At 75.4% G+C, this 23,996-nt stretch carries 22 protein-coding genes; 10 read left to right on the top strand and 12 right to left on the bottom strand.

All coding sequences use genetic code 11. The features are described 5' to 3' along the window. Window positions 1-276 (bottom strand): DoxX family membrane protein (locus IE321_RS12240; protein ID WP_190222873.1); only part of this gene is annotated, 276 nt, incomplete at its 3' end. 189 nt (window positions 277-465) lie between these two features. On the opposite strand from IE321_RS12240, the gene IE321_RS12235 reads away from it, so the two are divergent. From IE321_RS12235 to IE321_RS12225, 3 genes are all read left to right on the top strand, one after another. Then, window positions 466-1,860, top strand: a complete 1,395-nt coding sequence (locus IE321_RS12235; protein WP_190222872.1) for a dipeptidase — start codon at window positions 466-468, stop codon at window positions 1,858-1,860. A 15-nt stretch (window positions 1,861-1,875) separates the two neighbouring features. Beyond that, the gene (locus tag IE321_RS12230) at window positions 1,876-2,502 is read left to right on the top strand and encodes an HdeD family acid-resistance protein (RefSeq protein ID WP_190222871.1); all 627 of its coding nucleotides are present in this window, start codon (window positions 1,876-1,878) and stop codon (window positions 2,500-2,502) included. Between the two features lie 144 nt (window positions 2,503-2,646). Further along, window positions 2,647-3,069, top strand: coding sequence for a DUF350 domain-containing protein (locus IE321_RS12225; protein ID WP_043225569.1), 423 nt, complete (start codon window positions 2,647-2,649; stop codon window positions 3,067-3,069). Window positions 3,070-3,130: 61 nt separating this feature from the next. Here IE321_RS12225 and IE321_RS12220 read toward each other — a convergent pair whose 3' ends face one another. The 5 genes from IE321_RS12220 to IE321_RS12200 form a co-directional block, all read right to left on the bottom strand. After that, window positions 3,131-3,628 carry a hypothetical protein gene (locus tag IE321_RS12220; RefSeq protein WP_043225570.1) on the bottom strand — a complete coding sequence of 166 codons (498 nt, stop codon included), beginning with the start codon at window positions 3,626-3,628 and terminating at the stop codon, window positions 3,131-3,133. Then, window positions 3,625-5,067 carry a WGR domain-containing protein gene (locus tag IE321_RS12215; protein ID WP_190222870.1) on the bottom strand — a complete coding sequence of 481 codons (1,443 nt, stop codon included), beginning with the start codon at window positions 5,065-5,067 and terminating at the stop codon, window positions 3,625-3,627. The genes IE321_RS12220 and IE321_RS12215 overlap by 4 nt, the downstream gene beginning before the upstream one ends. A gap of 177 nt (window positions 5,068-5,244) precedes the next feature. Then, the gene (locus tag IE321_RS12210) at window positions 5,245-5,946 is read right to left on the bottom strand and encodes an ABC transporter ATP-binding protein (protein ID WP_043225572.1); all 702 of its coding nucleotides are present in this window, start codon (window positions 5,944-5,946) and stop codon (window positions 5,245-5,247) included. Window positions 5,947-5,982: 36 nt separating this feature from the next. Beyond that, window positions 5,983-7,464 (bottom strand): ABC transporter permease, encoded by a 1,482-nt coding sequence (locus IE321_RS12205; RefSeq protein ID WP_190222869.1) that lies wholly within the window; start codon window positions 7,462-7,464, stop codon window positions 5,983-5,985. Between the two features lie 333 nt (window positions 7,465-7,797). Continuing rightward, window positions 7,798-8,493, bottom strand: coding sequence for a type 1 glutamine amidotransferase domain-containing protein (locus IE321_RS12200; RefSeq protein WP_043225575.1), 696 nt, complete (start codon window positions 8,491-8,493; stop codon window positions 7,798-7,800). Between the two features lie 125 nt (window positions 8,494-8,618). Between IE321_RS12200 and IE321_RS12195 the strand changes: the two genes are divergently transcribed. Next, window positions 8,619-9,587 carry a LysR family transcriptional regulator gene (locus IE321_RS12195; protein ID WP_190222868.1) on the top strand — a complete coding sequence of 323 codons (969 nt, stop codon included), beginning with the start codon at window positions 8,619-8,621 and terminating at the stop codon, window positions 9,585-9,587. Between the two features lie 24 nt (window positions 9,588-9,611). On the opposite strand, the gene IE321_RS12190 is transcribed toward IE321_RS12195, so the two are convergent. Further along, the gene (locus tag IE321_RS12190) at window positions 9,612-10,655 is read right to left on the bottom strand and encodes a S66 family peptidase (protein ID WP_190222867.1); all 1,044 of its coding nucleotides are present in this window, start codon (window positions 10,653-10,655) and stop codon (window positions 9,612-9,614) included. 62 nt (window positions 10,656-10,717) lie between these two features. Next, entirely contained in the window at window positions 10,718-11,914 is a 1,197-nt protein-coding gene (locus IE321_RS12185) for an ROK family transcriptional regulator (protein WP_190222866.1), read from the bottom strand. A gap of 307 nt (window positions 11,915-12,221) precedes the next feature. Here IE321_RS12185 and IE321_RS12180 point away from each other — a divergent pair, with 307 nt between their 5' ends. The 3 genes from IE321_RS12180 to IE321_RS12170 are packed head-to-tail and all read left to right on the top strand — an operon-like array spanning window position 12,222 to window position 14,065. Then, window positions 12,222-13,166: a ketopantoate reductase family protein gene (locus tag IE321_RS12180; RefSeq protein ID WP_190222865.1), complete on the top strand. Its 945-nt coding sequence runs from the start codon at window positions 12,222-12,224 to the stop codon at window positions 13,164-13,166. A 37-nt stretch (window positions 13,167-13,203) separates the two neighbouring features. Continuing rightward, window positions 13,204-13,851 carry a phosphoribosylanthranilate isomerase gene (locus IE321_RS12175; protein WP_190222864.1) on the top strand — a complete coding sequence of 216 codons (648 nt, stop codon included), beginning with the start codon at window positions 13,204-13,206 and terminating at the stop codon, window positions 13,849-13,851. Window positions 13,852-13,885: 34 nt separating this feature from the next. Further along, window positions 13,886-14,065, top strand: a complete 180-nt coding sequence (locus tag IE321_RS12170) for a hypothetical protein (RefSeq protein ID WP_043225580.1) — start codon at window positions 13,886-13,888, stop codon at window positions 14,063-14,065. A gap of 200 nt (window positions 14,066-14,265) precedes the next feature. Here the strand turns inward: IE321_RS12170 and IE321_RS12165 are convergent, their stop codons facing one another. Together IE321_RS12165 and xylB are read right to left on the bottom strand one after the other, a co-directional pair. Continuing rightward, on the bottom strand, window positions 14,266-15,966 hold the full coding sequence (locus IE321_RS12165; RefSeq protein ID WP_226652718.1) for an FAD-dependent monooxygenase: 1,701 nt from the start codon (window positions 15,964-15,966) through the stop codon (window positions 14,266-14,268). Window positions 15,967-16,117: 151 nt separating this feature from the next. Continuing rightward, window positions 16,118-17,596, bottom strand: coding sequence for a xylulokinase (xylB, locus tag IE321_RS12160; RefSeq protein ID WP_190222862.1), 1,479 nt, complete (start codon window positions 17,594-17,596; stop codon window positions 16,118-16,120). 155 nt (window positions 17,597-17,751) lie between these two features. On the opposite strand from xylB, the gene xylA reads away from it, so the two are divergent. Further along, window positions 17,752-18,921: a xylose isomerase gene (gene xylA, locus IE321_RS12155; protein ID WP_190222861.1), complete on the top strand. Its 1,170-nt coding sequence runs from the start codon at window positions 17,752-17,754 to the stop codon at window positions 18,919-18,921. A 21-nt stretch (window positions 18,922-18,942) separates the two neighbouring features. Here the strand turns inward: xylA and IE321_RS12150 are convergent, their stop codons facing one another. Together IE321_RS12150 and IE321_RS12145 are read right to left on the bottom strand one after the other, a co-directional pair. Then, the gene (locus IE321_RS12150; protein ID WP_190222879.1) at window positions 18,943-19,944 is read right to left on the bottom strand and encodes a LacI family DNA-binding transcriptional regulator; all 1,002 of its coding nucleotides are present in this window, start codon (window positions 19,942-19,944) and stop codon (window positions 18,943-18,945) included. 281 nt (window positions 19,945-20,225) lie between these two features. After that, on the bottom strand, window positions 20,226-20,546 hold the full coding sequence (locus tag IE321_RS12145) for an L-rhamnose mutarotase (protein WP_190222860.1): 321 nt from the start codon (window positions 20,544-20,546) through the stop codon (window positions 20,226-20,228). 196 nt (window positions 20,547-20,742) lie between these two features. Between IE321_RS12145 and rhaI the strand changes: the two genes are divergently transcribed. Then, complete coding sequence (gene rhaI / locus IE321_RS12140; RefSeq protein ID WP_190222859.1) at window positions 20,743-21,909, top strand: L-rhamnose isomerase; 1,167 nt, start codon at window positions 20,743-20,745, stop codon at window positions 21,907-21,909. Between the two features lie 36 nt (window positions 21,910-21,945). Beyond that, window positions 21,946-23,991, top strand: a complete 2,046-nt coding sequence (locus IE321_RS12135) for a bifunctional aldolase/short-chain dehydrogenase (RefSeq protein WP_190222858.1) — start codon at window positions 21,946-21,948, stop codon at window positions 23,989-23,991. Window positions 23,992-23,996 lie beyond the last annotated feature (5 nt).

Raw genomic sequence — 23,996 nt, 5'->3', positions numbered from 1 at the left:
GGCGCCCGCCATCGCTGCCGCGGCGGCGGCGACGGCGGCGGAGGCGGACAGGCCGAGGGCGAGCAGGACGCCGCCGCCGGCCTCGCCGAGGCCCGCGGCGATGGCGGACTCGCGGGGCGGGTGGAAGCCCATGGCGGACATCGCCCCGGCGGTGCCCTCGATGCCCCCGCCGCCGAACCAGCCGAAGAGCTTCTGGGTGCCGTGCGCCGCGAGCACGGCACCGGTGCCGACCCGCAGCACGAGCAGCCCGAGGTCGCGCCGGTTGGGATGAGCCATGACGTTCTCCAGGTGCGGGAGGGGACGCGTACGCCCCCACTGTCGGCGGACCGCTCCACCGCCGCCGCCCGGGAGGGCGTCCAATACGCCACTTGAGTCATGTTTTGCGGCGTTTGCCCCGCATTGCTTGACTGGGGTGGCCGTCGCCGCTCCCGGGGGCCGGGAGCGGCCCGAGGGAAGTGGGTACGCATGACCGCCGAGTCCACCGACACCGCCGCGCTGCGCGAGCGGGTCCGGGCCCTGATGCCGCGCGCCGAGGAGGACCTGACCGCGCTGGTCGCGATGCGCTCCGTGGCCGACCCCCGCCAGTTCCCGCCCGAGGAGTGCGCCAAGGCCGCGGACTTCCTGGTACGGGCCTTCGCCGAGGCGGGGCTGGAGGACATGCGGCGGGTCACCACCCCGGACGGCACGGACGCGGTGGTCGGGCACGGGCGGGGCCCCGAGGGCGCGCCCACCGTCCTCCTCTACTGCCACTACGACGTGCAGCCGCCGCTCGACGACGCCGCCTGGCGCACCCCGCCGTTCGAACTGACCGCGCGTGACGGACGCTGGTACGGGCGCGGCGCCGCCGACTGCAAGGGCAACATCGCCATGCACCTCACGGCGCTGCGCGCGCTCGGCGGCGCGGACGGCGCCGGCTTCCCCGTGAACCTCAAGTTCGTGGCCGAGGGTTCGGAGGAGCAGGGCACCGGCGGCCTCGAACAGCTGGTGCCCCGGCAGCCCGAACTCTTCGAGGCGGACGCCCTGTTGATCTGCGACACCGGCAACTTCGCGCTCGGGCTGCCCACCACGACGACCTCGCTGCGCGGGCTGACCAACGTGGTGGTGACGGTCTCCACGCTCAAGGGCGAGATGCACTCGGGCATGTTCGGCGGACCGGCACCGGACGCGCTGGCCGCGCTGGTGCGGATCCTGGACAGCCTGCGCGACGAGCACGGCAACACCGCGATCGACGGACTCGCGGGCGACGGGACGTGGGACGGGGTGTCCTATCCGGCCGAGCAGTTCCGCGCCGACGCCGGCGTCCTCGACGGGGTGCACCTGGTCGGCACCGGCTCGATCGCCGACGAGCTGTGGGCACGGCCCGCGGTCACCGTGCTCGGCATCGACTGCCCGCCGGTGGTCGGCTCCTCCGCCGCCGTGCAGGCGAAGGTGCGGGCGCGGGTCAGCCTGCGGGTGCCGCCGGGGACCGACGCCGAGCAGGCCCGCAAGGCGCTCTCCGACCACCTGGTGGCCGCGGCGCCCTGGGGCGCCCGGGTCGAGGTGGAGGCGGAGAGCGTCGGACAGCCCTTCCGGGCCCGCACCGACGGGCCCGCGTACACGGCGCTCGGGGCGGCGCTGAGCGAGGCGTACGGCGAGGCCATGGTGCAGTCGGGGCAGGGCGGTTCGATCCCGCTGTGCAACGTGCTCGCGGACCGCTTCCCGGACGCGGAGATCGCGCTGATCGGCGTGGAGGAGCCGGGCTGTCTCATCCACGCCCCGAACGAGAGCGTCGACCCCACGGAGATCGAGCGGATGGCCCTGGCCGAGGCGTTGTTCCTCCGCTCCTACGCCGGGGCGTTCGCGCGCTCCGCCACGAAGTAGACAGGAGACCCGTCCATGACGCAGACGCACGAGAGGCCGCACGACCGGCCGCACGACGGGACCGCGCGGAGCGACCTGCCTCGGGGACCGCTCACCCTGCTCGCCGGGGCGGCCTGGCAGGCGCTCCTGGTGGCCGGGCTCGTGGCCCTGGTCCTCGGGGTGCTGGTGCTGGTGTGGCCGGGCGCCTCGCTGCTCGCGGCCGGTGTGCTCTTCGGCCTCTACCTGCTCTTCAGCGGGGTGATGCAACTCGTCGCCGCCTTCGGCACGCACGCCACCGCCTCGCTGCGGGTGCTGGCCTTCATCAGCGGCGCCCTGTCGATCCTGCTCGGCCTGTTCTGCTTCCGGGGCGCGACGCAGTCGATCCTGCTGCTCGCGCTGTGGATCGGCATCGGCTGGCTGTTCCGCGGCATCACGCAGACCGTCGCGGCGGCCTCCGACCCGGCGATGCCGGCCCGGGGCTGGCAGGTCTTCCTCGGCGTCGTCAGCGCCGTCGCCGGGGTCGTGCTGATCGTCTCGCCGCTGGAGTCGGTCGCGGTGCTGACCCTGCTCGGCGGGATCTGGCTGATCGCGGTCGGCGCGGCCGAGATCGTCACGGCGATCCAGATCCGCTCGCGGGCCAGGGACCTGCCGCCGGGAGCCTGATCCGCCCCGCTGTGCGCCGCTCGTCCGGTCCGCCGTCCGCCCGATCTCCGGGCGGGCGGCGGACCGGCTCGTTCCGTGCGCTAGATTTTGCCGGTCCATGACCGTCGATCGCTCGCGATCACCACTCTCCGGAGCCGGCTTCCCATGACCGACATCGTCAACGGCCTCGGCCGTGCCACCGCCTACGGCGCCCTCGGCGTGGTCCTGCTGATCCTCGGCATCGTCCTGGTGGACATCCTGACCCCCGGCAAGCTGGGCCGGCAGATATGGGAGGACCGCAACCGGAACGCGGCGATCCTGCTCAGCTCCGCCCTGCTCGGCATCGGGGGGATCGTCTTCACGTCGATCTGGACCACCTACGACAACTTCGGCAAGGGACTGGCCTCCACGGCCGCGTTCGGTCTCCTCGGCCTGGTGATGATGGCCGTCGCGTTCCTCGTCGTGGACCTGGTGACGCCCGGCAAGCTGGGTGCCACGCTGGTGGACCCGGAGCCGCACCCGGCGGTCTGGGTGACCGCCTCCTGCAACATCGCCGTCTCCGCGATCGTCTCCGCGTCGATCGCCTGACGCCGGTCGCCCGAGGAGTCGGGGGCCGAATCCGCACCCTTCCGGCCCGGTGCCCGTCCGTTCAGGACGGGGCCGGGCCGGCGGGGTTTCCGGACGGTTCCACCTCCAGGAAGCGGCGGCCGCGCGGGCCCTTGTACAGCAGGGCCTCCCAGCCGAGCCGGGCCAGTGCCTCGGCGCAGGTCGTCAGCGCGGCGGTCTCCCGACCGGCGGCGCCGGAGCCGGGCGGCCCCAGCCACTCGACCACGGCGGTGGCGGGCCGCTCCCCCGCCCGCACCCGGTAGCCGGTCGCGGTCCGGGACCCGGCGGCGTCCACCGCCGAGGGGGCGAGCCCGCCGGACTCCAGGGCCAGCGCCACGGCCCGTACCGGCTGCCGGCGCTCCCACGGGGCGGGTACGTCCCCGGCCGCGCCGCCCGGACCGCCGGTCAGGCGTCTGATCTGGCGGAGCCCGTCGAGCGCGGAGCGCACCTCGCGGGAGCGCTGCTCGGCGTCGCCCGTGAGGGGCGGTCCGTCCCCCGTCGCCGCCTCGAACGCCCCCTTGGCGTCCGGGTCCCGGCTCACAGGAGGCGCCGGATCTCGCCGCGGACCCGGTAGAAGCCGCCCGCGGCCGGGTGCAGGGCCTCCACGACGTAGCGCGCGCCGGCCTCGCGGATGGCGCGCGGGAACTGCACGTTCCACGACGTCTCGTAGCCGTGGCTGACCACCCGGACGCGGCTGCGGCCGCCCTCGCGGACGCACTCGACGACGATCGAACCGGCCGGGGCCTCGGCCACCGAGGCGACGGCGGCGACGGCGGACGCGGTGGTCGCCGGGGTGTAGGTGGGCAGCGCGGCGGCCAGCTTGACGTCCCGCACCACGGGCACGCTGCCCTGCTGGGCGGCCTCGATCGCCGCCTCGCTCGCGTCCACGCAGACCAGCGAGCCGTCGGTGGTCACCAGGTACAGCCGCTCGTCGCGGTACTGCATGGAGAGCGCGGAGCCGCCGCCGGTGCCGAGCTTCCACAGCCGGGTGCCGTCCTCGGCGAAGCAGTAGACGGAGGAGGACGAGTCGCCCGCGAAGACGAAGCGGCCGCCGGGCGAGGTGGCACACGCGTACACCATCGCGTCGCAGGCGTAGACGGCCTCGACGCGGCCGTCCCGCTTCGCGAGCCGCTGCACCTTGCGGTGGCCGGTGCCCGCGTAGACGGCCGTCCGCTCCTGCCAGCCGAAGAGCACCGCGCCGTCGGAGGCGGTGTGCCACAGCTCGCCGGTGCCGTCCGCCGCATAGGCGGTCACGCCCTTGGTGTCGCCGTAGTAGACCGCCCGGCTGTCCGCCCGGACCATCCAGGCGTACTCGCCGCGGCCGGAGCGGGACCACTGGTGCTCGTCCTCGTGGTCGATGACGGTGAGGCGGCCGGAGCGGTCGGCCACGTCGAGGACGCCCTCGTGGATGTCGAGCCAGAAGATGTCGACGTCGGCGCTGATGTCGTAGGCGGCGAACGGCAGTTTGGAGGAGAGGTCGTAGACCTTGCCGTCGTCACAGCCGGCGTAGATCCAGAAGTCGTCGGCGACCAGGCACTTCACGCCGTCGGGCAGGCCGAAGCGGGCCAGCACCTCGCCGCCGTGGTCGAGGGTGAAGACGTCCCCCGCCTGGTTGCCCACCCAGATCCGCTGCTCGTCGACGTGGATGCCGAAGGCGGCGGAGCCGGTCCGGAAGCGCCACAGGACGGGGGCGACGGCCCGGGCCGTGGAGGGCGCGGAGCCGACCGCGCGGCGGGTGACGGCCCGGGCGGCGCGGCCGCCCGGCACGGCGGGCGCGTAGCCCTTGCGGACCTTCTCGCCGATCTTCTTCGCCGCCGCGGCCCGCGCCTTGTCCGCGGTCGCGAAGGAGGAGCGCTGGGTCTGTCCGGCCGCGCCGATGCGGCCGTAACGGACCGATACGTCCAGGCCCTCGACGGTCACTTCGTAGAACTTGTGGGCACCGCCGCCGTCCTGCGACAGCTCCAGATAGGTCGTCGTCATGGGGGGAACGTTAGGGCCGACCACTGACAGCGGCCTCCGTGAGGCCCTGGCCAAGGCGTAGTCCCGGGCGTCCGCGACCCTTCCGCGTCCGTGCGGACGCGCACGGGCACGCCGCCGTGCGCGCCGCCCGGGCCCGTGGGGCGGGGCGGTGGTGCGTACGGCGGCGCGCTCCGGCGCTCAGGCCGGGGAGGGGGCCTGTGCCTTCGGGTTCTCCGTGACCGTGATGCGGCCCTTGCGGAGGGTCGCCAGGCGGGGGGCCCGGCGGGCGAGGGTGCTGTCGTGGGTGACCATCACGAAGGTCAGGCCGTGTTCCTGCCAGAGCCCTTCGAGGAGGTCGGCGATCTCGTCGCGGGTGGACTCGTCGAGATTGCCGGTCGGTTCGTCGGCGAGCAGCACCTGGGGCCGCTTGACCAGCGCGCGGGCGATGGCCACGCGCTGCTGCTGGCCGCCGGAGAGCTCGGACGGCAGATGGGCCAGGCGCTCGCCGAGGCCGACCGACTCCAGCGCCTCCGCGGCCCTGCGGCGGCGCTCGCCGGCCTTGACGCCGAGCGGGACCAGCGCGGTCTCCACGTTCTCCTGGGCGGTGAGCGTGGGGATGAGGTTGAAGCTCTGGAAGACGAAGCCGATGTACTGGCTGCGGACGGCCGTGAGCCGGCTCTCGGAGAGCTTGGCGAGGTCGGTGCCGTCGAGGAACACGCTGCCGGCGGTGGGGCGGTCGAGGCCGCCGAGCATCTGGAGCAGCGTGGACTTGCCGCCGCCGGTGGGGCCCTGGATGACGAGGCGGTCGCCCTGCGCGATCTTCAGGTCGATCCCGGCGAGGGCGTCGACTCTCGCCTGGCCGCGCCGGTACTGCTTGGTGACGCCGATGAGTTCGTACATGGATGGGACTCCTGCGGTACGGGGAGGGGTGGGCGGCTACTCGACGCGGCGCAGCGCGTCGGCGGGGCGCAGCCGGGAGGCGCGCCAGGCGCCGAACGCTCCGGCGACGAGGCCGCCGACGAGGGCGAGGAGGACGGCGAGGCCGACGGTGGTGAGGCTGACCGGGGCGGTGAGGGCGATGTCGACGCTGCGGCCCGCCGCGGTGCGCGTCATGCCGGGGCCGCCCGCGCCGCCGCCGAAGGCCATGCCGCCGCCGCGGCCTGCGAACCCGCTCGCGCTCGCGCCGAGTTCGGCGGTGAGGGTGGGGCTGACGGCGGTGACGGCGTAGGCGCCGGCGAGGCCGACGGCGATGCCGAGGGCGCCGCCGATGACGCCGTTGACGAGCGCTTCGCCGACGACCTGGCGGGTGACGCGGCCGCTCTTCCAGCCGAGCGCCTTGAGGGTGCCGAACTCGCGGACCCGGCGGCTGACGGCGGAGGAGGTGAGGAGCCCGGCGACGAGGACGGCGGCGAGCAGCACGGCGTACGAGAGCCACCTGCCGACGTTGGAGGCGAGGCCGGCGGCGGTGTCGAGGGAGCCGGAGACGGTCTGGGCCAGGTCGGCGGAGGTGGTGACCGTGGTGCCGGTGACGTTCTTCTGGATGGCGGCCTTGACGGCGTCGATCTTCGTCGAGTCGGTGGCCTTGACGTAGACGGTGGTGACCTTGCCGGCCGAGCCGGACAGGGTCTGCGCGCGCTTCAGCGGGAGGTAGACCTGGGCGGTGGCCTGCCCGCTGTCCGCGGTGGCGATGCCGATGACCTCGAACTTCACGCCCTTGACGGTGAGTTCGTCGCCGACGGCGAGGTCCTTCTGCTGGGCGTAGGCACTGTCGACCACGACGACGGCCGCGTCGGTCTCGGTGGTCTTGAAGGTGCGGCCCTCACCGACCGTGGAGGTGGTGAGGGGGCCGAGGTCGGGGGTGGTGACGTCGGTGCCGTAGAGGGTGAAGGAGTCGACGTCGAAGGCGGCGCCGCCGCCGGTGACGGTGTCGCCGGGGCCGCCGGTGCCGCCCTGCCCCTGGCCGGGGGGCTGAGCCTGGCCCTGGCCCTCGCCGCGCTGGATCCGGCCGCGCCGGAACTCGCCGTCGATCTTGAGGTTGACGAGGCTGAGGCCGCCCACCGCGCGGTCCACGCCGGTCTGCTTCGCGACGGTGGCGACCGTGGAGTCGGCGAGGGTCTGGAAGCCCTGGACCATGAGCCGGTCGCTGCTCTGCTCCTCGCCCTCGTCGCCGCCCTGGAACTCGAAGCGCGGCCGGGTCGGCTGCGCTCCCTCGGCGGGCCGCTCCTGGGCCTTCGTCACCGTGAGGTCCGTGCCGAGTCCGTAGAGGGATTCGAGGACCTTGCCCTGGGCCTGCTTCATGCCGGCGGAGACCGAGGTCACGACGATGACCAGCGCGATCCCGAGCGCCAGGCCGGAGGCGACGACCAGCGCCGCCTTTCTGCGGCGGCGCAGTTCGCGCCGGAGGTAGGTGAAGAACATGGCGCGAACGTAGGCGCGCCGTGTGAGGTCGGGATAAGGCCCGCGTGAGAGCGGGATGAGAGCCCGCCGCGGCCGCCTCCCGGGGCGGGGACGGCTGCGGTGGGGACCGGACGAGCGGGGCCGGGACGGCGCGTCGCTCCGGGACGACGTTCCGCTCCGGCACCGCGCGGAGGCCACAGCGGGCCGGGGTGCGGGGCGGGCCGCCGCCTGGAGGTCGCCGCCGGTGCGCGGAGGCCGCTCCGGCGTCTCGGGCCGGCGTCTGGGGGCCCGCCGCGCCCCGCGCGCCGGCGCCTGATGCCACGCCGGCGCGCGGGGCACGGTGGTTTCCGGCCGTCAGGCGAGCTTCTTCAGGACCTCCTTGGCGAGGGCGGTGGAGGAGGCGGGGTTCTGACCGGTGACCAGGTTGTCGTCGACGATGACGTGCGGGGCCCACGGCTCGCCCGCCACGACGTCGACGCCGGCCTCGCGGAGGCGGGTCTCCAGGAGCCACTTCGCCTTGTCGGCGAGGCCCGCCTGGGTCTCCTCGGCGTCGGTGAAGGCGGTGACGCGGCGGCCCGCGAAGGCGTTGGTGCCGTCCTCGCGCACGGCGGCGAGCAGGGCGGCCGGGCCGTGGCAGACGACGGCGAGCGGCTTGCCGGAGGCGAGGGCGTCGACGAGCAGGCGCCCGGAGTCGGCGTTCACCGCCAGGTCCTCCATGGGGCCGTGGCCGCCGGGGTAGAGGACGGCGTCGTACTCGGCGAGGTCGACGTCCTCCAGACGGAGCGGGGTGCGCAGCGCGGCGAAGGAGTCGAGGGCGGCGGCGACGCGGTCGGCGCCCTCCTGGCCGCCGTTGGCCTCGGGGGCGAGGCTGCCCCGGTCGACGGTGGGCACGACGCCGCCGGGGGTGGCGACGACGACCTCGTGGCCGGCGGCGGTGAAGACCTCGTACGGGGCGGCGGCCTCCTCGGCCCAGAAGCCGGTGGGGTGCTTCGTGCCGTCGGCGAGGGTCCAGTGGTCGGCGCCGGTCAGCACGAAAAGGATCTTCGACATGGGTCTGCGGGCCTCTCGGTCGGGGGGAGCGGGTGGCCGGCCCGCGCCCCGTGGAGGGGGCGCGCGGTCGGCGATGGTCCGACCGTAGGCTCCTCGACCCATGGGAATCCAATAGGCTCGGACATGTGGACGATAGGAATTCCGATGGGTCGACGGGAATACCGGCGGCCCCGGGGGCGGGCAACGGGCCGCCGGACCTGAACCTGCTGCGGACCTTCCTCGCCGTGCACCGGGCCGGGGCCTTCACGGCGGGCGCCCGCGTGCTGGGCCTGTCGCAGCCGACCGTGACGGCGCAGATCCGGGCCCTGGAGGGCCGGCTCGGCCGGGAGCTGTTCGAGCGGCGGCCGCGCGGGGTGGTGCCGACGCCCTTCGCGGACGACCTGGCGGCCCGGATCGCGGACCCGCTGGACGCGCTGGGCGCCGCCGCCGGGGCCCTGACGGGGTCCCCGGGCGAGGAGGGCCCGGCGGAGCCGGTCCGGCTGGCGGGCCCGGCCGAGTACCTGGCGCACACCGTGCTGCCGACGCTGGCGCCGCTGGTGGAGCGCGGGGTGCGGCTGCGGGTGTCCTTCGGCCTCACCGACGGTCTGCTCGACGAGCTGCGGGCGGGCCGGCACGACCTGGTGGTGGCGACGGTGCGGCCCCGGGGCCGCGCCCTGGCCTGGCTGCCGCTCGCCGACGAGGAGTTCGTGCTGGTCGGCGCGCCCGTCTGGGCGGAGCGGCTCGGCGGGCGGATCGCCGCGGAGGGGCCGGCGGCGCTGCACGGCGTGCCGCTGGTGGCGTACGCCGAGGACCTGCCGATCCTGCGCCGCTACTGGCGCCACGTCTTCGGCCGCCGTCTGACGGCCGTGCCCGCGGTGACCGCGCCGGACCTGCGGGCGGTGCGGGCGGCGGTGGCGGGCGGCGCCGGGGTGAGCGTGCTGCCCCGCTACCTCTGCGCGGCGGAGCTGGCCTCGGGCGCGCTCGTCCCGCTCCACCTTCCGGAGGACCCGCCGATCAACACGGGTTTCCTGGTGGGGCGGCCGGGGCCGCCGGCCCACCCGCACGTGGCACTGGTCCGGGACCACCTGGTGCGGCACGGGCGGGAGGCCGGGTAGCGCCCCGGGCGGGTCGCGCCGCCGTCAGTACGTGACGGTGATGCGGCGGGCGGGGCCGTCGACGCGGACGGTGCCGCCGTACGGGACGACCACCTGCGGGTCCGTGTGGCCGAGGTCCACGTCGAACACGGCGAGCGTGTCGGGGGCGTAGGCGTCGAGCGCGCGCAGGACGGCGGCGCGCTGGGCCTCGCGGTACGCGGCCCGGGCCGTCGCGTCGTTCGGGCTGTCGAAGGACCAGGCGCGGGCCCGGCCCATCAGGAGGGCCGGGAAGCGGGCGAGCAGGCCCCGCTCCCCCATGGCCCGGAGGATCCGGAAGACCTCGTCGGCCGGGGGCAGCATCTCGGAGGTCTCCAGGAACAGCACCCCGCCCTCGTACGCCTCCGGCTCGGCGATCTCCCCGCCGGCCATGAGGAGCTGGGAGACGGTCTCCAGGCAGCCGCCCCAGGTGCGGCCCTCCACGACCCGGTCGGCGCGGTGCCAGTGCCAGGGGCCGGCCGGCTCCATGACCGGCGCGGAGTCGAAGGTGCGGGGGTCCTCCCAGGGGCGTTCGACGTCGTTGGTGTCGGTCGGCGGCGGGAGTTCGTAGGGGCCGGAGCCGAAGAGGGCGGCCCGGACGGAGGCGTCGGTGACCGGGTGGACGGCGCCGGGGCGGCCGAACTGGGTCATCACGGAGGCCCCGTGGTAGCCGACGACGCCGAGGTTCCACAGCCGCATGAGCAGGTTGGTGTTGTCGCTGAAGCCGAAGAACGGCTTGGGGTGGGACCGGATCAGCGCGTCGTCGAGGTGCGGGAGGAGGGTGATCTGGTCGTCGCCGCCGATGCTGGCGACGATCGCCTTGACCGTGGGGTCGGCGAAGGCCGCGTGCAGGTCGGCGGCCCGGTCCCGCGCGGACGCGCCGAGCTTGCGCGTCGTCGGGTACTCGACGGGCACCAGGCCGTACGCGTCGGACAGCCGGCGCAGGCCCAGCTCGAAGGGGAGCGGCAGCACTTCGGGCAGTCCGGCGGCGGGCGACAGCACGGCGACCCGGTCTCCGGGGCGCGGCTTGGCGGGAACGATGATCTCCGTCATTCCCGCACCCTAGACGCGGTCGTGCCGCGGCGTCCGGTGGGTTTTCGCCGCACGCGGGGACGTCAGCGGGTGTGGGACAGCGGGTCGGCGAGGATGTCGTGGAGGACGAGGGCGGCGGCGCCCCGGGCGGCGTCGGTGGCCGGGGAGGCGGCGCGCAGCCGGCCGGCGTCGGCGGGCCACAGGCCGGAGACGACCCGCTCGGCGAGTTCCCCGGTGACGGCGGGGGCGAGCCAGGGCATCAGGCGCGGGTAGATGCCGCCGAGGACGACGGCCTCGGGGTCGAGGAGGTTGACCGCGCCGGAGAGGGCCCGGCCGAGCATCCGGCCGGCCTCGGCGAGCGCCTCGATCGCGCGGGGCTCCCCGCGTCCGGCGCGGGCCGCGAGGTCGTCGACGTCGGCGGCGTCCGCCGCGCGCAGCAGGGCGGCCTGGCCCGCGTACTGCTCCAGGCAGCCGCGCGAGCCGCAGCGGCAGCGGGGTCCCTCTGCGTCGACGACGAGGTGGCCGATCTCGCCGGCGAAGCCGTGGGCGCCGCGCAGGAGTTCGCCGTGGACGACGACGGCGCCGCCGACTCCGGTCTCGCCGGTGAGGTGGAGGAAGGTGCGGGGCGTGCCGGGGGTGCCGAAGCGGAGTTCGGCCAGGGCCGCCATGTTGGCCTCGTTGTCGGAGGCGACGGCGAGCCGGCGGGCGGCGGGGCGCAGCGCGGCGAGGGCGTCGCCGAAGAGGCGCTCGGCGGGGGTGTCGTGCCAGCCGAGGTTCGGCGCCTGGCGGACGGTGCCGTCGGAGACCAGGCCGGGCAGGGCGAAGGCGGCGCCGGACGGGCCCAGGCCGAGCGCCTCGCCCTCGGCGACGACGGCGGCGAGGACGGCGGCGGCGCGGGCCAGGACGTCGGGGGCGGCGGCCCGGTTGTCGAGCCGCACGGTGCGGCGGATCCGGTCGGTGCCGGTGAGGTCGACGAGGCAGACGGAGACGTACGCGACGTTGATCTCGACGCCGAGGGCGGCGGGGCCGGTCCCGGCCGGTTTGAGGACGGTGCCGGGGCGGCCGGCCTGGCCGCTGAAGGTCTTGCCGGACTCGACCAGGAACCCGAGGTCGAGGAGCTGTTCCACCAGGGAGGAGACGGCGGGCCGGGTGAGGCCGACGCGGGCGGCGACGGCGGCCCGGGTGGTCTCGCCGGCGTCGTGGACGGTCCTGAGGACGAGGCTCAGGTTGTGCCGGCGCACGCCCGACTTGTCGGCCTTGGGTTCCGTGGGCTGGTTCATGGTGAGCGAGAGCCTAGTCGTCCCTTTCACTCGAACAGAAACGCGGACGGGCCCGGCGTGACCAGGAGGCCACGTCCTAGGCTGCCGCCCGTGGGCCCGCGGCGCGAGCGGCCCGGCCGGGCCGCCGACCGGACGACTCGCCGCGCCGCCCGGCCGCTGTTCCGCACCACTGTTCCGCCCGACCGTTCCACCCGCACCACTGTTCCGCCCGACCCGCTGTTCCGCCCGTCGGTCCCCTCCCGCCGCTCCGTTCCGCTTCTCCGCCCCCGCTTCTCCGCCCCCGCTTCTCCCCACGAGAGGAACCCTCATGAAGATCCTGGTCGTCGGCGCCGGTGCCACCGGTGGCTACTTCGGCACGATGCTGGCCCGCTCCGGACAGGACGTGACCTTCCTGGTGCGACCCGGCCGCGCGGCGGCGCTGCGCGCGGGCGGGCTGCGGGTCGCGGGCCGGGACGAGGAGTGGGTGCTGGACGCGCCCCGGCTCGTCACGGCCGGCGAGGAGCCGTCGGGCGGTCCGTACGACCTGGTGCTGCTCGGCGTGAAGTCGACCGCCCTCGACGCGGCCCTCACGGACCTGGCCCCCTTCGTCTCGCCGGGCACGACGGTGCTGCCGCTGCTCAACGGCATGGCCCATCTCGACGCGCTGGACGCCCGGTTCGGCGCCGGGGCGGTCCTCGGCGGGGTCGCGAAGGTGGTCACCACGCTCGACGACTCGGGGACGATCCGGCGGCTCGCGCCGCTGGCGCACCTCGCGCTCGGCGAGCGGGACTGCTCCCTCTCGCCGCGCGTGAAGGAGATCCGCACCGTCCTGGAGGACGCGGGCATCGACGCGCCGGTGCCCGCCTCGATCGTCACCGCGATGTGGCACAAGTGGGTCTTCATCACCACGATCGGCGCGGTGACGAGCCTGATGCGCGGCACGGTCGGCGAGGTGTACGACGCGCCCGGCGGCCCGGAGCTGGGCCCCGCCGTCCTGGCGGAGGGGGCCGCGGTGGCCGCGGCGGCCGGGCACCCGGTGCCGGAGGCGGAGCGGGCGGCGAGCCTCGCGGTGGTCTCGGCGCCGGGTTCCCCGATGGTCCCCTCGCTCTACCGGGACCTGGCGGCGGGCCGGTCCACCGAGGTCGAGCACCTCTTCGGCGACCTGACCGCACGGGCCCGCGCCCTGGGCGTACCGACCCCGCTGCTCGACCTGGCCACCCTCCACCTGCGGATCCACCAGCGGCGGATCGACGGTGCGGGCCGGGGTCAGTAGGCTCGACGGCGCCGGACGGGAGCAGAGGAGCGACAGAGTGTTCGTCAAGGTGTGCGGGCTCGCCACGACCGCCGACATCGACGTGGCCGCCGAGGCGGGCGCGGACGCGATCGGTCTGGTGATCAGCGGGACGAGTGTCCGCGGGCTCGGCCGGGACCGCGTGCCGGGGCTCGTCGCGCACGTGCCGGACGGCGTGGTGTCGGTGCTCGTCGTCAACGACACCCCGGCCGCCGAGGCCGCCCGGATCGCCGCCGACCTGGGCTTCGACGCGCTCCAGCTGCACGGCCGCGCCTACGGCCGGGCGGAGTTCGAGGCCGCCGCCGGGATCCTCCCGCGCCTGTGGCGGGCGACCGCGCTCGCCGACGGGCCGGACACGCGCGTCGGCGCACTGGGCGAGGAGGTCCTGCTGCTCGACTCGCCCAAGGCGGGCTCTGGTTCCCGCTGGGACCTCTCGCTCCTGGACACCGCCCGCCCCGAGGGCCACTGGCTGCTGGCGGGCGGCCTCGCGCCCGGGAACGTCGCCGAGGCGATCGCCACCGCCCGCCCCTGGGGCGTGGACGTCTCCAGCGGCGTCGAGTCGGCGCCCGGCGTGAAGGACCACGGCCTGGTCCGCGCCTTCGTCGCCGCCGCGAAGAGCGCGGCGCCCGCTCAACCACGGGACGCCTCCGCACGTCAGTACGGGTGAGCAGGACGTACCGACGGGGAACGAGGGGGCCGTGATGGTGGAGGAACTGGCGGAGGCCGTGGTGCGGGCGGCGGGAGCGGCGGCGCGCGGCGTGGCCTCGATGCTCTCCGTCCCGGAGACCTACGCGGCGGCGGCGGAGTTCGCCGCGGAGGTGGGCGACCACCCCCGCAAGCGCCGCACCGGCAAGGACGGCAAGGGCCGCGAGCGGCCCTGAACCGGACGGCCCGGCCCGCCCTCGGCCGGTCGGCCGGATCCGGGCGGCCCCATGCGGGCAGCCGACCCGTGCCGGCCCGCCCGTGCGGCCTGATCCGTACGACCTGACCCGGCAAGCCCGATCCGTGCAGCGCGCTCCGGCCCGGCCTCGGCCGGGCAACCGGATCCGAGGCGCGCCTCGGTCGGGCGGCCCGGCCCGGTCTACACCGCCGGGCCCGCCTCGTTCGAGCCGGCGGCGGCGGGGGCCGCGAAGACGCGGGTCAGGTGCGTGGTCAGGCGGGCCGGGTCCGGGTCGGGCAGGCGGGCTCCGAGGTGGCCGTCGGGGCGGACGACGAAGGCGGTGGGCCGGTCCCCGGCGGTCGCGTAACGGGCGGCGAACTCGCCCGCCGTGTCCCGGTACGCGGGGAGCGGGCCCGTGCCGTGCGGGGTGTCCGGCGGGAGGATCGCGCAGACGTCGACGCGGCCGCCGGTGACGCGCCACGCCGCCGCGGCCAGTTCGTCGCGGCCCGCGGCGCCGCCGGAGCCGTACCCCGTCCCGTACAGGAGGAGGACGGTGGGGCGGTCGCGGAGGACGTCGAAGAGCCGCACGGGGTAGGCGGCGATGGGGCCGGCGAGGCCGCCGCAGTCGGGGGCGCGGTCCCCCGGGGCGGGGCCCGGGCCGTCGCCGGGCGGGTCGACGACCGGGCCGCCCCGGTAGCCGACGAGGAGCTGCGCCTCGCGGAGCATCAGCGTCGCCGGGTCCTCGGGGTCGGCCTGCACCCCGCCCGCGGCGGCGTGCCGCACGGTGCGGCCGACGACCTCCTCGCCGACCGGGCGGCGCTCGGCGTCGTAGCTGGCGAGCAGGCCGTCGGAGGCGCGGCCCCCGACGGCGAGGGCGAGCTTCCAGGCGAGGTTGTACGCGTCCTGGATGCCGGTGTTCATGCCCTGGGCGCCGGTCGGCGGGTGGATGTGGGCCGCGTCCCCGGCGACGAACACCCGGCCCTCGCCGTAGCGGTCCACGATGCGGTGGCTGATCCGGAACACCGAGGCCCAGCGGAGCGCCGAGGCCGTGGTGCGCTGCGGGGAGAGCCGGTCGAGGACGGCCTGGATGTCGGCGAGGCCGGGCGCCCGCGCGCCGTCGAGGCCGTGGGCGACGCCGTCGGCCGTGCCGGGGGCCGGGGCGGAGAGTTCGGGCGGGACCCGCATCGACATGCGGTAGCGGCGGCGGCCGGGGAGCGGGATGCAGACGAGGACGTCGTCGACGGCCCCGGTGCCGTCGAGGTGCGTCGCGCGCAGCCCGTACCCCTCGGGGAGGTCCCAGTCGACCTCCACGTCGCCGAGCATGTACTCCTCCGGGAACGCGCCGCCCTCGAAGGAGAGCCCGAGGCCCTTGCGGACGGTGCTGTGCGCGCCGTCGCAGCCCACCAGGTAGGAGGCCCGCAGCTCCTCGCGGGTGCCGGTGGCGTCGGTGAGCCGGGCGGTGACGCCGTCCGGGTCCTGCTCGAAGGCGTCGAGGACGGTGCCGCGCTCGATGCGGGTGCCGTGGCGGGCGAGCGCCTCTTCGAGCAGGCGCTCGGTCTCGTACTGCGGCAGCGCGGCGAAGCCGTACGGGACCTCGGGCGGCAGGGCCAGGTCGTAGCGGGCCCGCTCGGCGCCGTCGACGTACACGTACTGGCCGCGCATCGGGACGGCCGCCTCCAGGGCGGCGCGGACGACGCCCATCCGGTCCCAGACCTCCAGCGTGCGCGGCTGGACGCCGACCGCCTTGGCGTACGGCAGGCGTGCGGGCAGCCGGTCGACGATCCGGCAGGCGACGCCCTGCCGCCGCAGCTCCAGCGCGGCGGTCAGTCCCACCGGCCCGGCGCCGGTGACGAGCACGTCCGTCCCGGCGGCGCGTGCCGCTGATCCGCTGGTGTGTGCCACGGCGCCTCCCGGGCGTGCGGGCCCCGAACGGGTCATTCCGTCCCCTCATGGTCGCCCGGGCGCGGGGAGGGACGCCAGTCGGCCCGGGCCCGGGAGCCCGGGTCGCGCTGTTCGGGGCTCCCGTGCCCGGGAGCCCGGGTCGCTGCCTCCGTCAGGACAGCAGCCCGGCCGCGGCCGTGCCCAGCACCCCCTCGATCCGTTCCCACGTCTCCTCGTCCCGGGCGAGTGCCGGGAGGGTCTCGCCCGCGCCGGTGCCCCAGGCGGTCGCGAGGGCCACGGGGTCCTCGCCGGTGGACGCGCCCGCGGCGAGGGCGGCGGCGCCGAGGGCGACGAGTTCGGTGGCGGCGGGGACGACGAGGGGGCGGCCGGAGAGGCGGCGGACGGTGTCGGTCCAGGTCCGGCCGCGGGCGCCGCCGCCGATGAGGCGGAGGGGCCGGGTGCGCACGGCCGGGTCGGCCGGGTCGAGGCCGCAGGCGGCGAGGAGGCCGTCGAGGGCGCGCAGGACGGTGAAGGCGGCGCCCTCGTAGGCGGCGCCGAGGATCGCGCGGGGGTCGGTGGTGTGGCGCAGGCCGGTGAGGAGGCCGGAGGCGGCGGGGAGGTCGGGGGTGCGCTCGCCGTCGAGGTACGGCAGGACGACGGTCTCGCCGCCGGGCAGGGCGTCCTCGCGGTCGAGGCCGAGGAGGGCGGCGAAGCGGTCGACGGCGAGCGTGCAGTTGAGGGTGCAGCCCAGCGGCAGGCGGGTGCCGTCGGTGGCGGCGAATCCGGCGAGGGCGGGGTCGGCGGGGCGGGCGCGGGTGGCGGCGAAGACGGTGCCGGAGGTGCCGAGGCTGACGACGGGGTGGTCGAGGAGGCCGGCGGCGCCGAGGCCGAGGCCGACGGCGGCGGCCATGTTGTCGCCGGTGCCCGCGGCGACCGCGACCGTGCGGGGCAGGCCGAGGGCTTCGGCGGCGGCCGCGGTGAGGCCGCCTGCGCGGGTGGCGCCGGTGGGGGCCACGGTCGGCAGCTGCGCGGGGGTGAGGCCGAGGAGGTCGAGGAGGGCGGGGTCGTAGGCGCCGTCGGCGGGGGCGTACCAGCAGGTGCCGGAGGCGTCGCCGGGGTCGGTGACGGCTTCGCCGGAGAGGCGTTCGGTGAGGAGGTCGTGCGGGAGGCGGACGGCGGCGGTGGCCTCGGCGTGGTGCGGTTCGTGCTCGCGCAGCCACTGCCACTTGGCGGCGGTCATGGAGGCGACGGGGACGGAACCGGTGCGCTCCAGCCAGGACTTGGAGCCGCCGAAGCGGTCGGCGAGGGCGGCGGCCTGGGGGGCGGACCGGGTGTCGTTCCAGAGGAGGGCGGGGCGCAGCGGGCGGTGGTCGGCGCCGAGGGCGACGAGGCCGTGCTGCTGTCCGGCGACGGCGATGCCGGTGACGGACCCGGGGTCGACGCCCGCGTCGCGCACGGCCGCGCGGACGGCGGTGACGAGGGCGGTCCACCACTCCTCGGGGTCGCTCTCGCGGGCGCCGCCGGTGCCGGTGACGGTGTGGGGGGCGCGGCCGAGGCCGAGGACGCGGCCGGTGGCGGCGTCGACGGCGACGGCCTTGGCGGACTGCGTGGAGCTGTCCACGCCGATCACGACGGAGGGGCTGACGGGCACGCCCTCACCTCTTTCGACTCTGTGGTTTCCCGTCCGGGTCTGGCGTCCCGGGTGCCGGTGGCGTATTAGTTATCTCAGAAAACAAATCCGGCCGCCAGCATCGCCCGCGCGGCCGACCGGCCCCCCTCCCCCACCCTCCACGAGAAGGACCCACCATGCCCGAGCGCTTCTCCCCCTCCCCCGAGGACCGTTTCACCTTCGGCCTCTGGACCGTCGGCTGGCAGGGCCGCGACCCCTTCGGCGACGCCACCCGCCCCGCCCTCGACCCGGTCGAGTCGGTCGAGCGGCTGGCCGCCCTCGGGGCGTACGGCGTCACCTTCCACGACGACGACCTCATCCCCTTCGGCTCGTCCGACGCCGAGCGCGACGCGGTCGTGAAGCGGTTCCGGGACGCGCTCGACCGCACCGGCCTGACGGTCCCGATGGCCACCACGAACCTCTTCACCCACCCCGTCTTCAAGGACGGCGCCTTCACCGCCAACGACCGGGACGTCCGCCGCTACGCGCTGCGCAAGACGATCCGCAACATCGACCTGGCCGTCGAGCTGGGCGCCGAGGTGTACGTCGCCTGGGGCGGGCGCGAGGGCGCCGAGTCGGGCGCGGCCAAGGACGTGCGGGTGGCCCTGGACCGGATGAAGGAGGCGTTCGACCTCCTCGGGCAGTACGTCACCGAGCAGGGGTACGACCTCCGGTTCGCGATCGAGCCGAAGCCGAACGAGCCGCGCGGCGACATCCTGCTGCCCACCATCGGCCACGCCCTCGCCTTCATCGAGCGCCTGGAGCGGCCCGAGCTGGTCGGCGTCAACCCGGAGACGGGTCACGAGCAGATGGCCGGGCTCAACTTCCCGCACGGCATCGCCCAGGCCCTGTGGGCGGGCAAGCTCTTCCACATCGACCTCAACGGCCAGTCCGGCATCAAGTACGACCAGGACTTCCGCTTCGGCGCCGGCGACCTGCGCCAGGCGTTCTGGCTGGTGGACCTGCTGGAGTCGGCGGGCTACGCGGGCCCGAAGCACTTCGACTTCAAGCCGGTGCGCACCGACGGCTTCGACGGCGTCTGGGAGTCGGCGAAGAACTGCATGCGCAACTACCTGGTCCTCAAGGAGCGGGCGGCCGCCTTCCGCGCCGACCCGGAGGTCCGGGAGGCCCTGACCGCCTCCCGCCTGGACGAGCTGGCCGTGCCCACCGCCACGGAGGGCCTGGCCGAGCTGCTGGCCGACCCGACCGCGTTCGAGACCTTCGACGTGGACGCGGCCGCCGCGCGCTCGATGGCCTTCGAGCGGCTCGACCAGCTCGCCCTGGACCACCTCCTCGGGGTCCGCTGAGCGCGGACGCCCGGGGACGCGTCAGCGGGTGGTGAGGGTGGAGCGGCGGACGACCAGCTCCGGCTGGAGCACCACCCGCTGGTGCCGGTGGTCCGCCGCCGCCTCGCCGGTCTCCTCCAGGAGCAGTTCGGCGGCCCGGGCCCCCAGGGTCAGGGCCGGCTGGCGCACGGAGGTGAGCGGCACGGTCGCGGCGGCGGCGAACTCGATGTCGTCGTAGCCGACGATCGCCATGTCCTCCGGCACCCGCACCCCGGCGGCGTACAGCGCCTGGAGGACGCCGAGTGCCAGCAGGTCGTTGGCGCAGAAGACGGCGGTCGGCCGGTCGGCGAGGCCGAGGAGCCGGGAGCCGGCGTCCCGGCCGGAGGCGACGTCGAGCCGGTCCGCCGGGAGCTCCCGGAGGGCGGTGGCGGGCAGTCCGGCCTCGGCGAGCGCGAGCAGCGCGCCCTCCCTGCGGTCGCGCACCTGCTGGAGGTGGGCGGGGCCGCTCACGTAGGCGAAGGTGCGGTGGCCGGTGGCCGCGAGGTGGCGGACGGCGAGCGAACCGCCGACGACGTCGTCCACGGAGACCGAGCAGCCGCCACCGTCGCCGCCGACCCGGTCGACCAGGACGTAGGGGATGCCGTGCCGGCGGAAGTCGCGGAGGTTGCCGCCGCCGGCGTCGGCGGGGGTGACGAGGACGCCGCGGACCCGCTGTTCGGCGAAGAGCGAGAGGTAGTCGGCCTCGTCGCGGGGGTTCTGGTCGCTGTTGCAGACCATGACGCCGAGCCCGGCGGCGCGGGCGGTGCGCTCGGCGCCGCGCGCGATGTCGACGAAGAAGGGGTTGCCCATGTCGAGGACGAGGAGCGCCATGATCCGGCTGCGTCCCGCCCTCAGCTGGCGGGCGGACTCGCTGCGCACGTAGCCGAGCCGGTCGATGACCCGGCGGACGTGCTCCAGGGTCGCCGGGGAGACCCGGTCCGGCTGGTTGATCACGTTGGAGACGGTGCCGACGGAGACGCCGGCCTCGCGGGCCACGTCCTTGATGCCGACGGTCCTGCCACCGGGGGTCCGGTCCGGTCCACCGGCCGGGGGCGCTTCGGCTCCGCCCGCCGCGGGCCCGTCGCCCGGGGTCCCGGCGCGCCGCTCCGTGCGGCCCGCGGACCGTCCGCCGCCGGTGCCCGCGGCGCGTCCGTCCCCGGCGGCGCCGGCGTCCCGCGCGGCGCCCGTCACCCGTTCCACCTGCGTGCCACCTGGTCGTCCGTCCTGCCCGTCCCGCCCCGTCCGTCCGGGGTCGCCGCCACCTGTCGCATCCTATGCGGCCCCGCTCACGCGAGGTGGAAGACCTCGGTCAGCGGGCGCATCGCCTCGTCCGGCCCGCGGCCGTCCAGCCCCTCGAAGAAGCCGCCCATCTCCGCCTGCCAGCGGGCGTTCACCTCGGTGGCGTCCATGGCCGCCCTGGCCCGCGCGAAGTCCTCGGTCTCCAGATAGCCGACGAGGAGGCCGTCCTCCCGGAGGAAGAGCGAGTAGTTGCGCCAGCCGGTGGCGGTGAGGGCGTCGCGCATCTCCTGCCAGACCTCGGCATGGCGCAGCCGGTACTCCTCCGCCCGCTCGGCGCGGACCTTCAGCAGGAAGCAGACCCTCTGCACGGCGGCTCCTCGGCTCGGGGCCGGGACACCCCGGCGCTCGAATGAAATGTTTCAGATTCTCCGCCCCTGGACGCTAGATCCCTGTCGCCTCGATGGTCAAGAACCTTGACGACACCTTGGGTGCAGGCTAGCTTCCCAGTGAACTGAATCGATTCATTGCATTCACTGAACCCTCTCCGAACGCACCGAGGTGGACATGCCCGACATCGCCGCCGTGAAGGCCGCCCTCGCCGCCCAGCGGATCGAGACACCCTCCTGGGGCTACGGGAACTCCGGCACCCGCTTCAAGGTGTTCGCGCAGCCCGGCGTGCCCCGCGACCCGTACGAGAAGCTCGACGACGCGGCCGAGGTGCACGCCCGCACCGGCGTCGCCCCGAAGGTCTCCCTGCACATCCCGTGGGACCGCGTCGACGACTACGCCGCCCTCGCCGCCCACGCGAAGGAGCGCGGCCTGGAGCTGGGCGCGATCAACTCCAACACCTTCCAGGACGACGACTACCGCCTCGGCAGCGTCTGCCACCCCGACCCGAAGGTCCGCCGCAAGGCCGTCGACCACCTCCTGGAGTGCGTCGACATCATGGACGCCACCGGGTCGACCGACCTGAAGCTGTGGTTCGCCGACGGCACCAACTACCCGGGCCAGGACGACATCGCCGGCCGGCAGGAGCGGCTCGCCGAGTCCCTCGCCGAGGTGTACGCGCGCCTCGGCGACGACCAGCGGATCCTGCTGGAGTACAAGCTCTTCGAGCCCGCCTTCTACACCACCGACGTGCCGGACTGGGGCACCGCCTACGCCCACTGCCTCAAGCTCGGCCCGAAGGCACAGGTCGTGGTCGACACCGGCCACCACGCCCCCGGCACCAACATCGAGTTCATCGTCGCCCTGCTGCTGCGGGAGGGACGGCTCGGCGGCTTCGACTTCAACTCCCGCTTCTACGCCGACGACGACCTCATGGCCGGCGCCGCCGACCCCTTCCAGCTCTTCCGGATCATGCACGAGGTCATCGCCGGCGGCGGCCTGGACGCGGCGGCCGGCATCTCCTTCATGCTCGACCAGTGCCACAACGTCGAGGCCAAGGTCCCGGCCGTCATCCGCTCCGTGATGAACGTCCAGGAGGCCACCGCCAAGGCCCTCCTCGTCGACGCCGACGCCCTCGCCGCCGCCCGGCGCTCCGGTGACGTCCTCGCCGCCAACGCCGTCCTGATGGACGCCTACGCCACCGACGTCCGCCCGCTGCTGCGCGAACTCCGCGAGGAGCAGGGCCTCGACCCCGACCCGGTGGCCGCCACCCTCCGCTCCGGACGCCTGGAGCGCGTCGCCGCCGAGCGCGTCGGCGGCGCCCAGGCCGGCTGGGGCGCGTAGCCCTCCCCCCCTCCTTCTCCACGAAAGAAGACCGTCATGACTTCCGGCACCCACCCCGAGGTCGCCGCACTCCTCGCGCGCGCCCACCGCCTCGGCGCCGACCCGACCGTCACCAACTACGCGGGCGGCAACGCCTCCGCCAAGGGCGCCGCCGCCGACCCGGTCACCGGCGGCGAGGTGGAGCTGATGTGGGTGAAGGGCTCCGGGGGCGACCTCGGCACCCTCACCGAGGACGGGCTCGCCGTCCTCCGCCTCGACCGCCTGCGGGCACTCCAGGACGTCTACCTCGGGGTCGCGCGCGAGGACGAGATGGTCGCCGCCTTCGACCACTGCCTGTACGGGAAGGGCGGCGCGGCCCCGTCGATCGACACCGCGATGCACGGCCTGGTCGACGCGCCGCACGTCGACCACCTCCACCCGGACGCGGGCATCGCCCTGGCCTGCGCCGCCGACGGCGAGAAGCTGACGGCGGAGTGCTACGGCGGGAAGGTGGCGTGGGCGCCGTGGCGGCGCCCGGGCTTCCAGCTCGGCCTGGACATCGCGGCGATCAAGGAGGCCCACCCGGACGCCGTCGGCGTCGTGCTCGGCGGGCACGGCATCACCGCCTGGGGCGCCACCTCCGAGGAGTGCGAGACCCGCGCCCTGTGGATGATCCGCACGGCGGAGTCCTTCCTCGCCGAGCGGGGCCGCCCGGAGCCCTTCGGGCCCGTCGTCGAGGGCCGCGCGCCGCTGCCGGAGGAGGCACGGCGCGAGCGGGCCGCCGCGCTCGCCCCGTACGTCCGGGCCATCGCCTCCCAGGACCGGCCCCAGGTCGGGCACTTCACCGACGCGGACGCCGTCCTGGACTTCGTGGCCCGCGCGGAGCACCCGCGCCTGGCCGCCCTCGGCACCTCCTGCCCCGACCACTTCCTGCGCACCAAGGTCCGCCCCCTCGTCCTCGACCTGCCGCCCACGGCCCCCCTGGACGAGACCGTGACCCGGCTGCGCGCCCTGCACGCCGCCTACCGCGAGGAGTACGCCGCCTACTACCGCCGGCACGCCCTGCCGGACTCGCCGCCGATGCGGGGCGCCGACCCGGCGATCGTGCTGGTGCCCGGGGTCGGCATGTTCTCCTTCGGCAAGGACAAGCAGACCGCGCGCGTGGCGGGCGAGTTCTACGTCAACGCGATCAACGTGATGCGCGGCGCCGAGGCCGTCTCCACCTATGCCCCCATCGAGGAGGCGGAGAAGTTCCGCATCGAGTACTGGGAGCTGGAGGAGGCCAAGCTGCGGCGGATGCCGAAGCCGAAGCCCCTCGCCACCCGGGTGGCCCTGGTGACCGGCGCCGGATCGGGCATCGGCAGGGCCATCGCGCAGCGGCTGGTCTCCGAAGGGGCCTGCGTGGTCGTCGCCGACCTGAACGGCGAGAACGCCGAGGCGGTCGCCGAGGAGCTCGGCGGTCCCGACAAGGCCGTGGCGGTCACGGTCGACGTCACCTCCGAGGAGCAGATCGCCGCCGCGTTCCGCCAGGCCGTCCTCGCCTTCGGCGGCGTCGACCTCGTCGTCAACAACGCCGGCATCTCCATCTCCAAGCCGCTCCTGGAGACCACCGCCCGCGACTGGGACCTCCAGCACGCCATCATGGCCCGCGGCTCCTTCCTCGTCTCCCGGGAGGCCGCCCGGATCATGACCGCGCAGGGGCTCGGCGGCGACATCGTCTACATCGCCTCGAAGAACGCGGTCTTCGCCGGGCCGAACAACATCGCCTACTCGGCCACCAAGGCCGACCAGGCCCATCAGGTGCGGCTGCTGGCCGCCGAGCTCGGCGAGCACGGAATCCGGGTCAACGGCGTCAACCCCGACGGCGTGGTGCGCGGCTCCGGGATCTTCGCCGCCGGCTGGGGCGCCCAGCGCGCCGCCACCTACGGCATCGAGGAGGAGAAGCTCGGCGAGTTCTACGCCCGGCGCACCCTCCTCAAGCGCGAAGTCCTCCCCGAGCACGTCGCCAACGCGGTCTTCGCCCTCACCGGCGGCGACCTCACCCACACCACCGGACTCCACATCCCCGTCGACGCGGGCGTCGCCGCCGCCTTCCTGCGGTGAGCGGG

It is taken from the genome of Streptomyces hydrogenans (genome assembly GCF_014656075.1).
Classification (GTDB): Bacteria; Actinomycetota; Actinomycetes; order Streptomycetales; family Streptomycetaceae; genus Streptomyces; species Streptomyces hydrogenans.
Note: the sequence above shows the minus strand (reverse complement) of the source record. Positions and strands in the feature narration are given on the sequence as shown.

Excerpts from the sequence above, each read along its gene's own strand:
- IE321_RS12235 (WP_190222872.1), top strand. The coding sequence starts at position 466 with ATGACCGCCGAGTCCACCGACACCGCCGCGCTGCGCGAGCGGGTCCGG.
- IE321_RS12230 (WP_190222871.1), top strand. The coding sequence starts at position 1,876 with ATGACGCAGACGCACGAGAGGCCGCACGACCGGCCGCACGACGGGACC.
- IE321_RS12225 (WP_043225569.1), top strand. The coding sequence starts at position 2,647 with ATGACCGACATCGTCAACGGCCTCGGCCGTGCCACCGCCTACGGCGCC.
- IE321_RS12215 (WP_190222870.1), bottom strand. The coding sequence starts at position 5,067 with ATGACGACGACCTATCTGGAGCTGTCGCAGGACGGCGGCGGTGCCCAC.
- IE321_RS12210 (WP_043225572.1), bottom strand. The coding sequence starts at position 5,946 with ATGTACGAACTCATCGGCGTCACCAAGCAGTACCGGCGCGGCCAGGCG.
- IE321_RS12205 (WP_190222869.1), bottom strand. The coding sequence starts at position 7,464 with ATGTTCTTCACCTACCTCCGGCGCGAACTGCGCCGCCGCAGAAAGGCG.
- IE321_RS12200 (WP_043225575.1), bottom strand. The coding sequence starts at position 8,493 with ATGTCGAAGATCCTTTTCGTGCTGACCGGCGCCGACCACTGGACCCTC.
- IE321_RS12190 (WP_190222867.1), bottom strand. The coding sequence starts at position 10,655 with ATGACGGAGATCATCGTTCCCGCCAAGCCGCGCCCCGGAGACCGGGTC.
- IE321_RS12185 (WP_190222866.1), bottom strand. The coding sequence starts at position 11,914 with ATGAACCAGCCCACGGAACCCAAGGCCGACAAGTCGGGCGTGCGCCGG.
- IE321_RS12180 (WP_190222865.1), top strand. The coding sequence starts at position 12,222 with ATGAAGATCCTGGTCGTCGGCGCCGGTGCCACCGGTGGCTACTTCGGC.
- IE321_RS12170 (WP_043225580.1), top strand. The coding sequence starts at position 13,886 with ATGGTGGAGGAACTGGCGGAGGCCGTGGTGCGGGCGGCGGGAGCGGCG.
- xylA (WP_190222861.1), top strand. The coding sequence starts at position 17,752 with ATGCCCGAGCGCTTCTCCCCCTCCCCCGAGGACCGTTTCACCTTCGGC.
- rhaI (WP_190222859.1), top strand. The coding sequence starts at position 20,743 with ATGCCCGACATCGCCGCCGTGAAGGCCGCCCTCGCCGCCCAGCGGATC.
- IE321_RS12135 (WP_190222858.1), top strand. The coding sequence starts at position 21,946 with ATGACTTCCGGCACCCACCCCGAGGTCGCCGCACTCCTCGCGCGCGCC.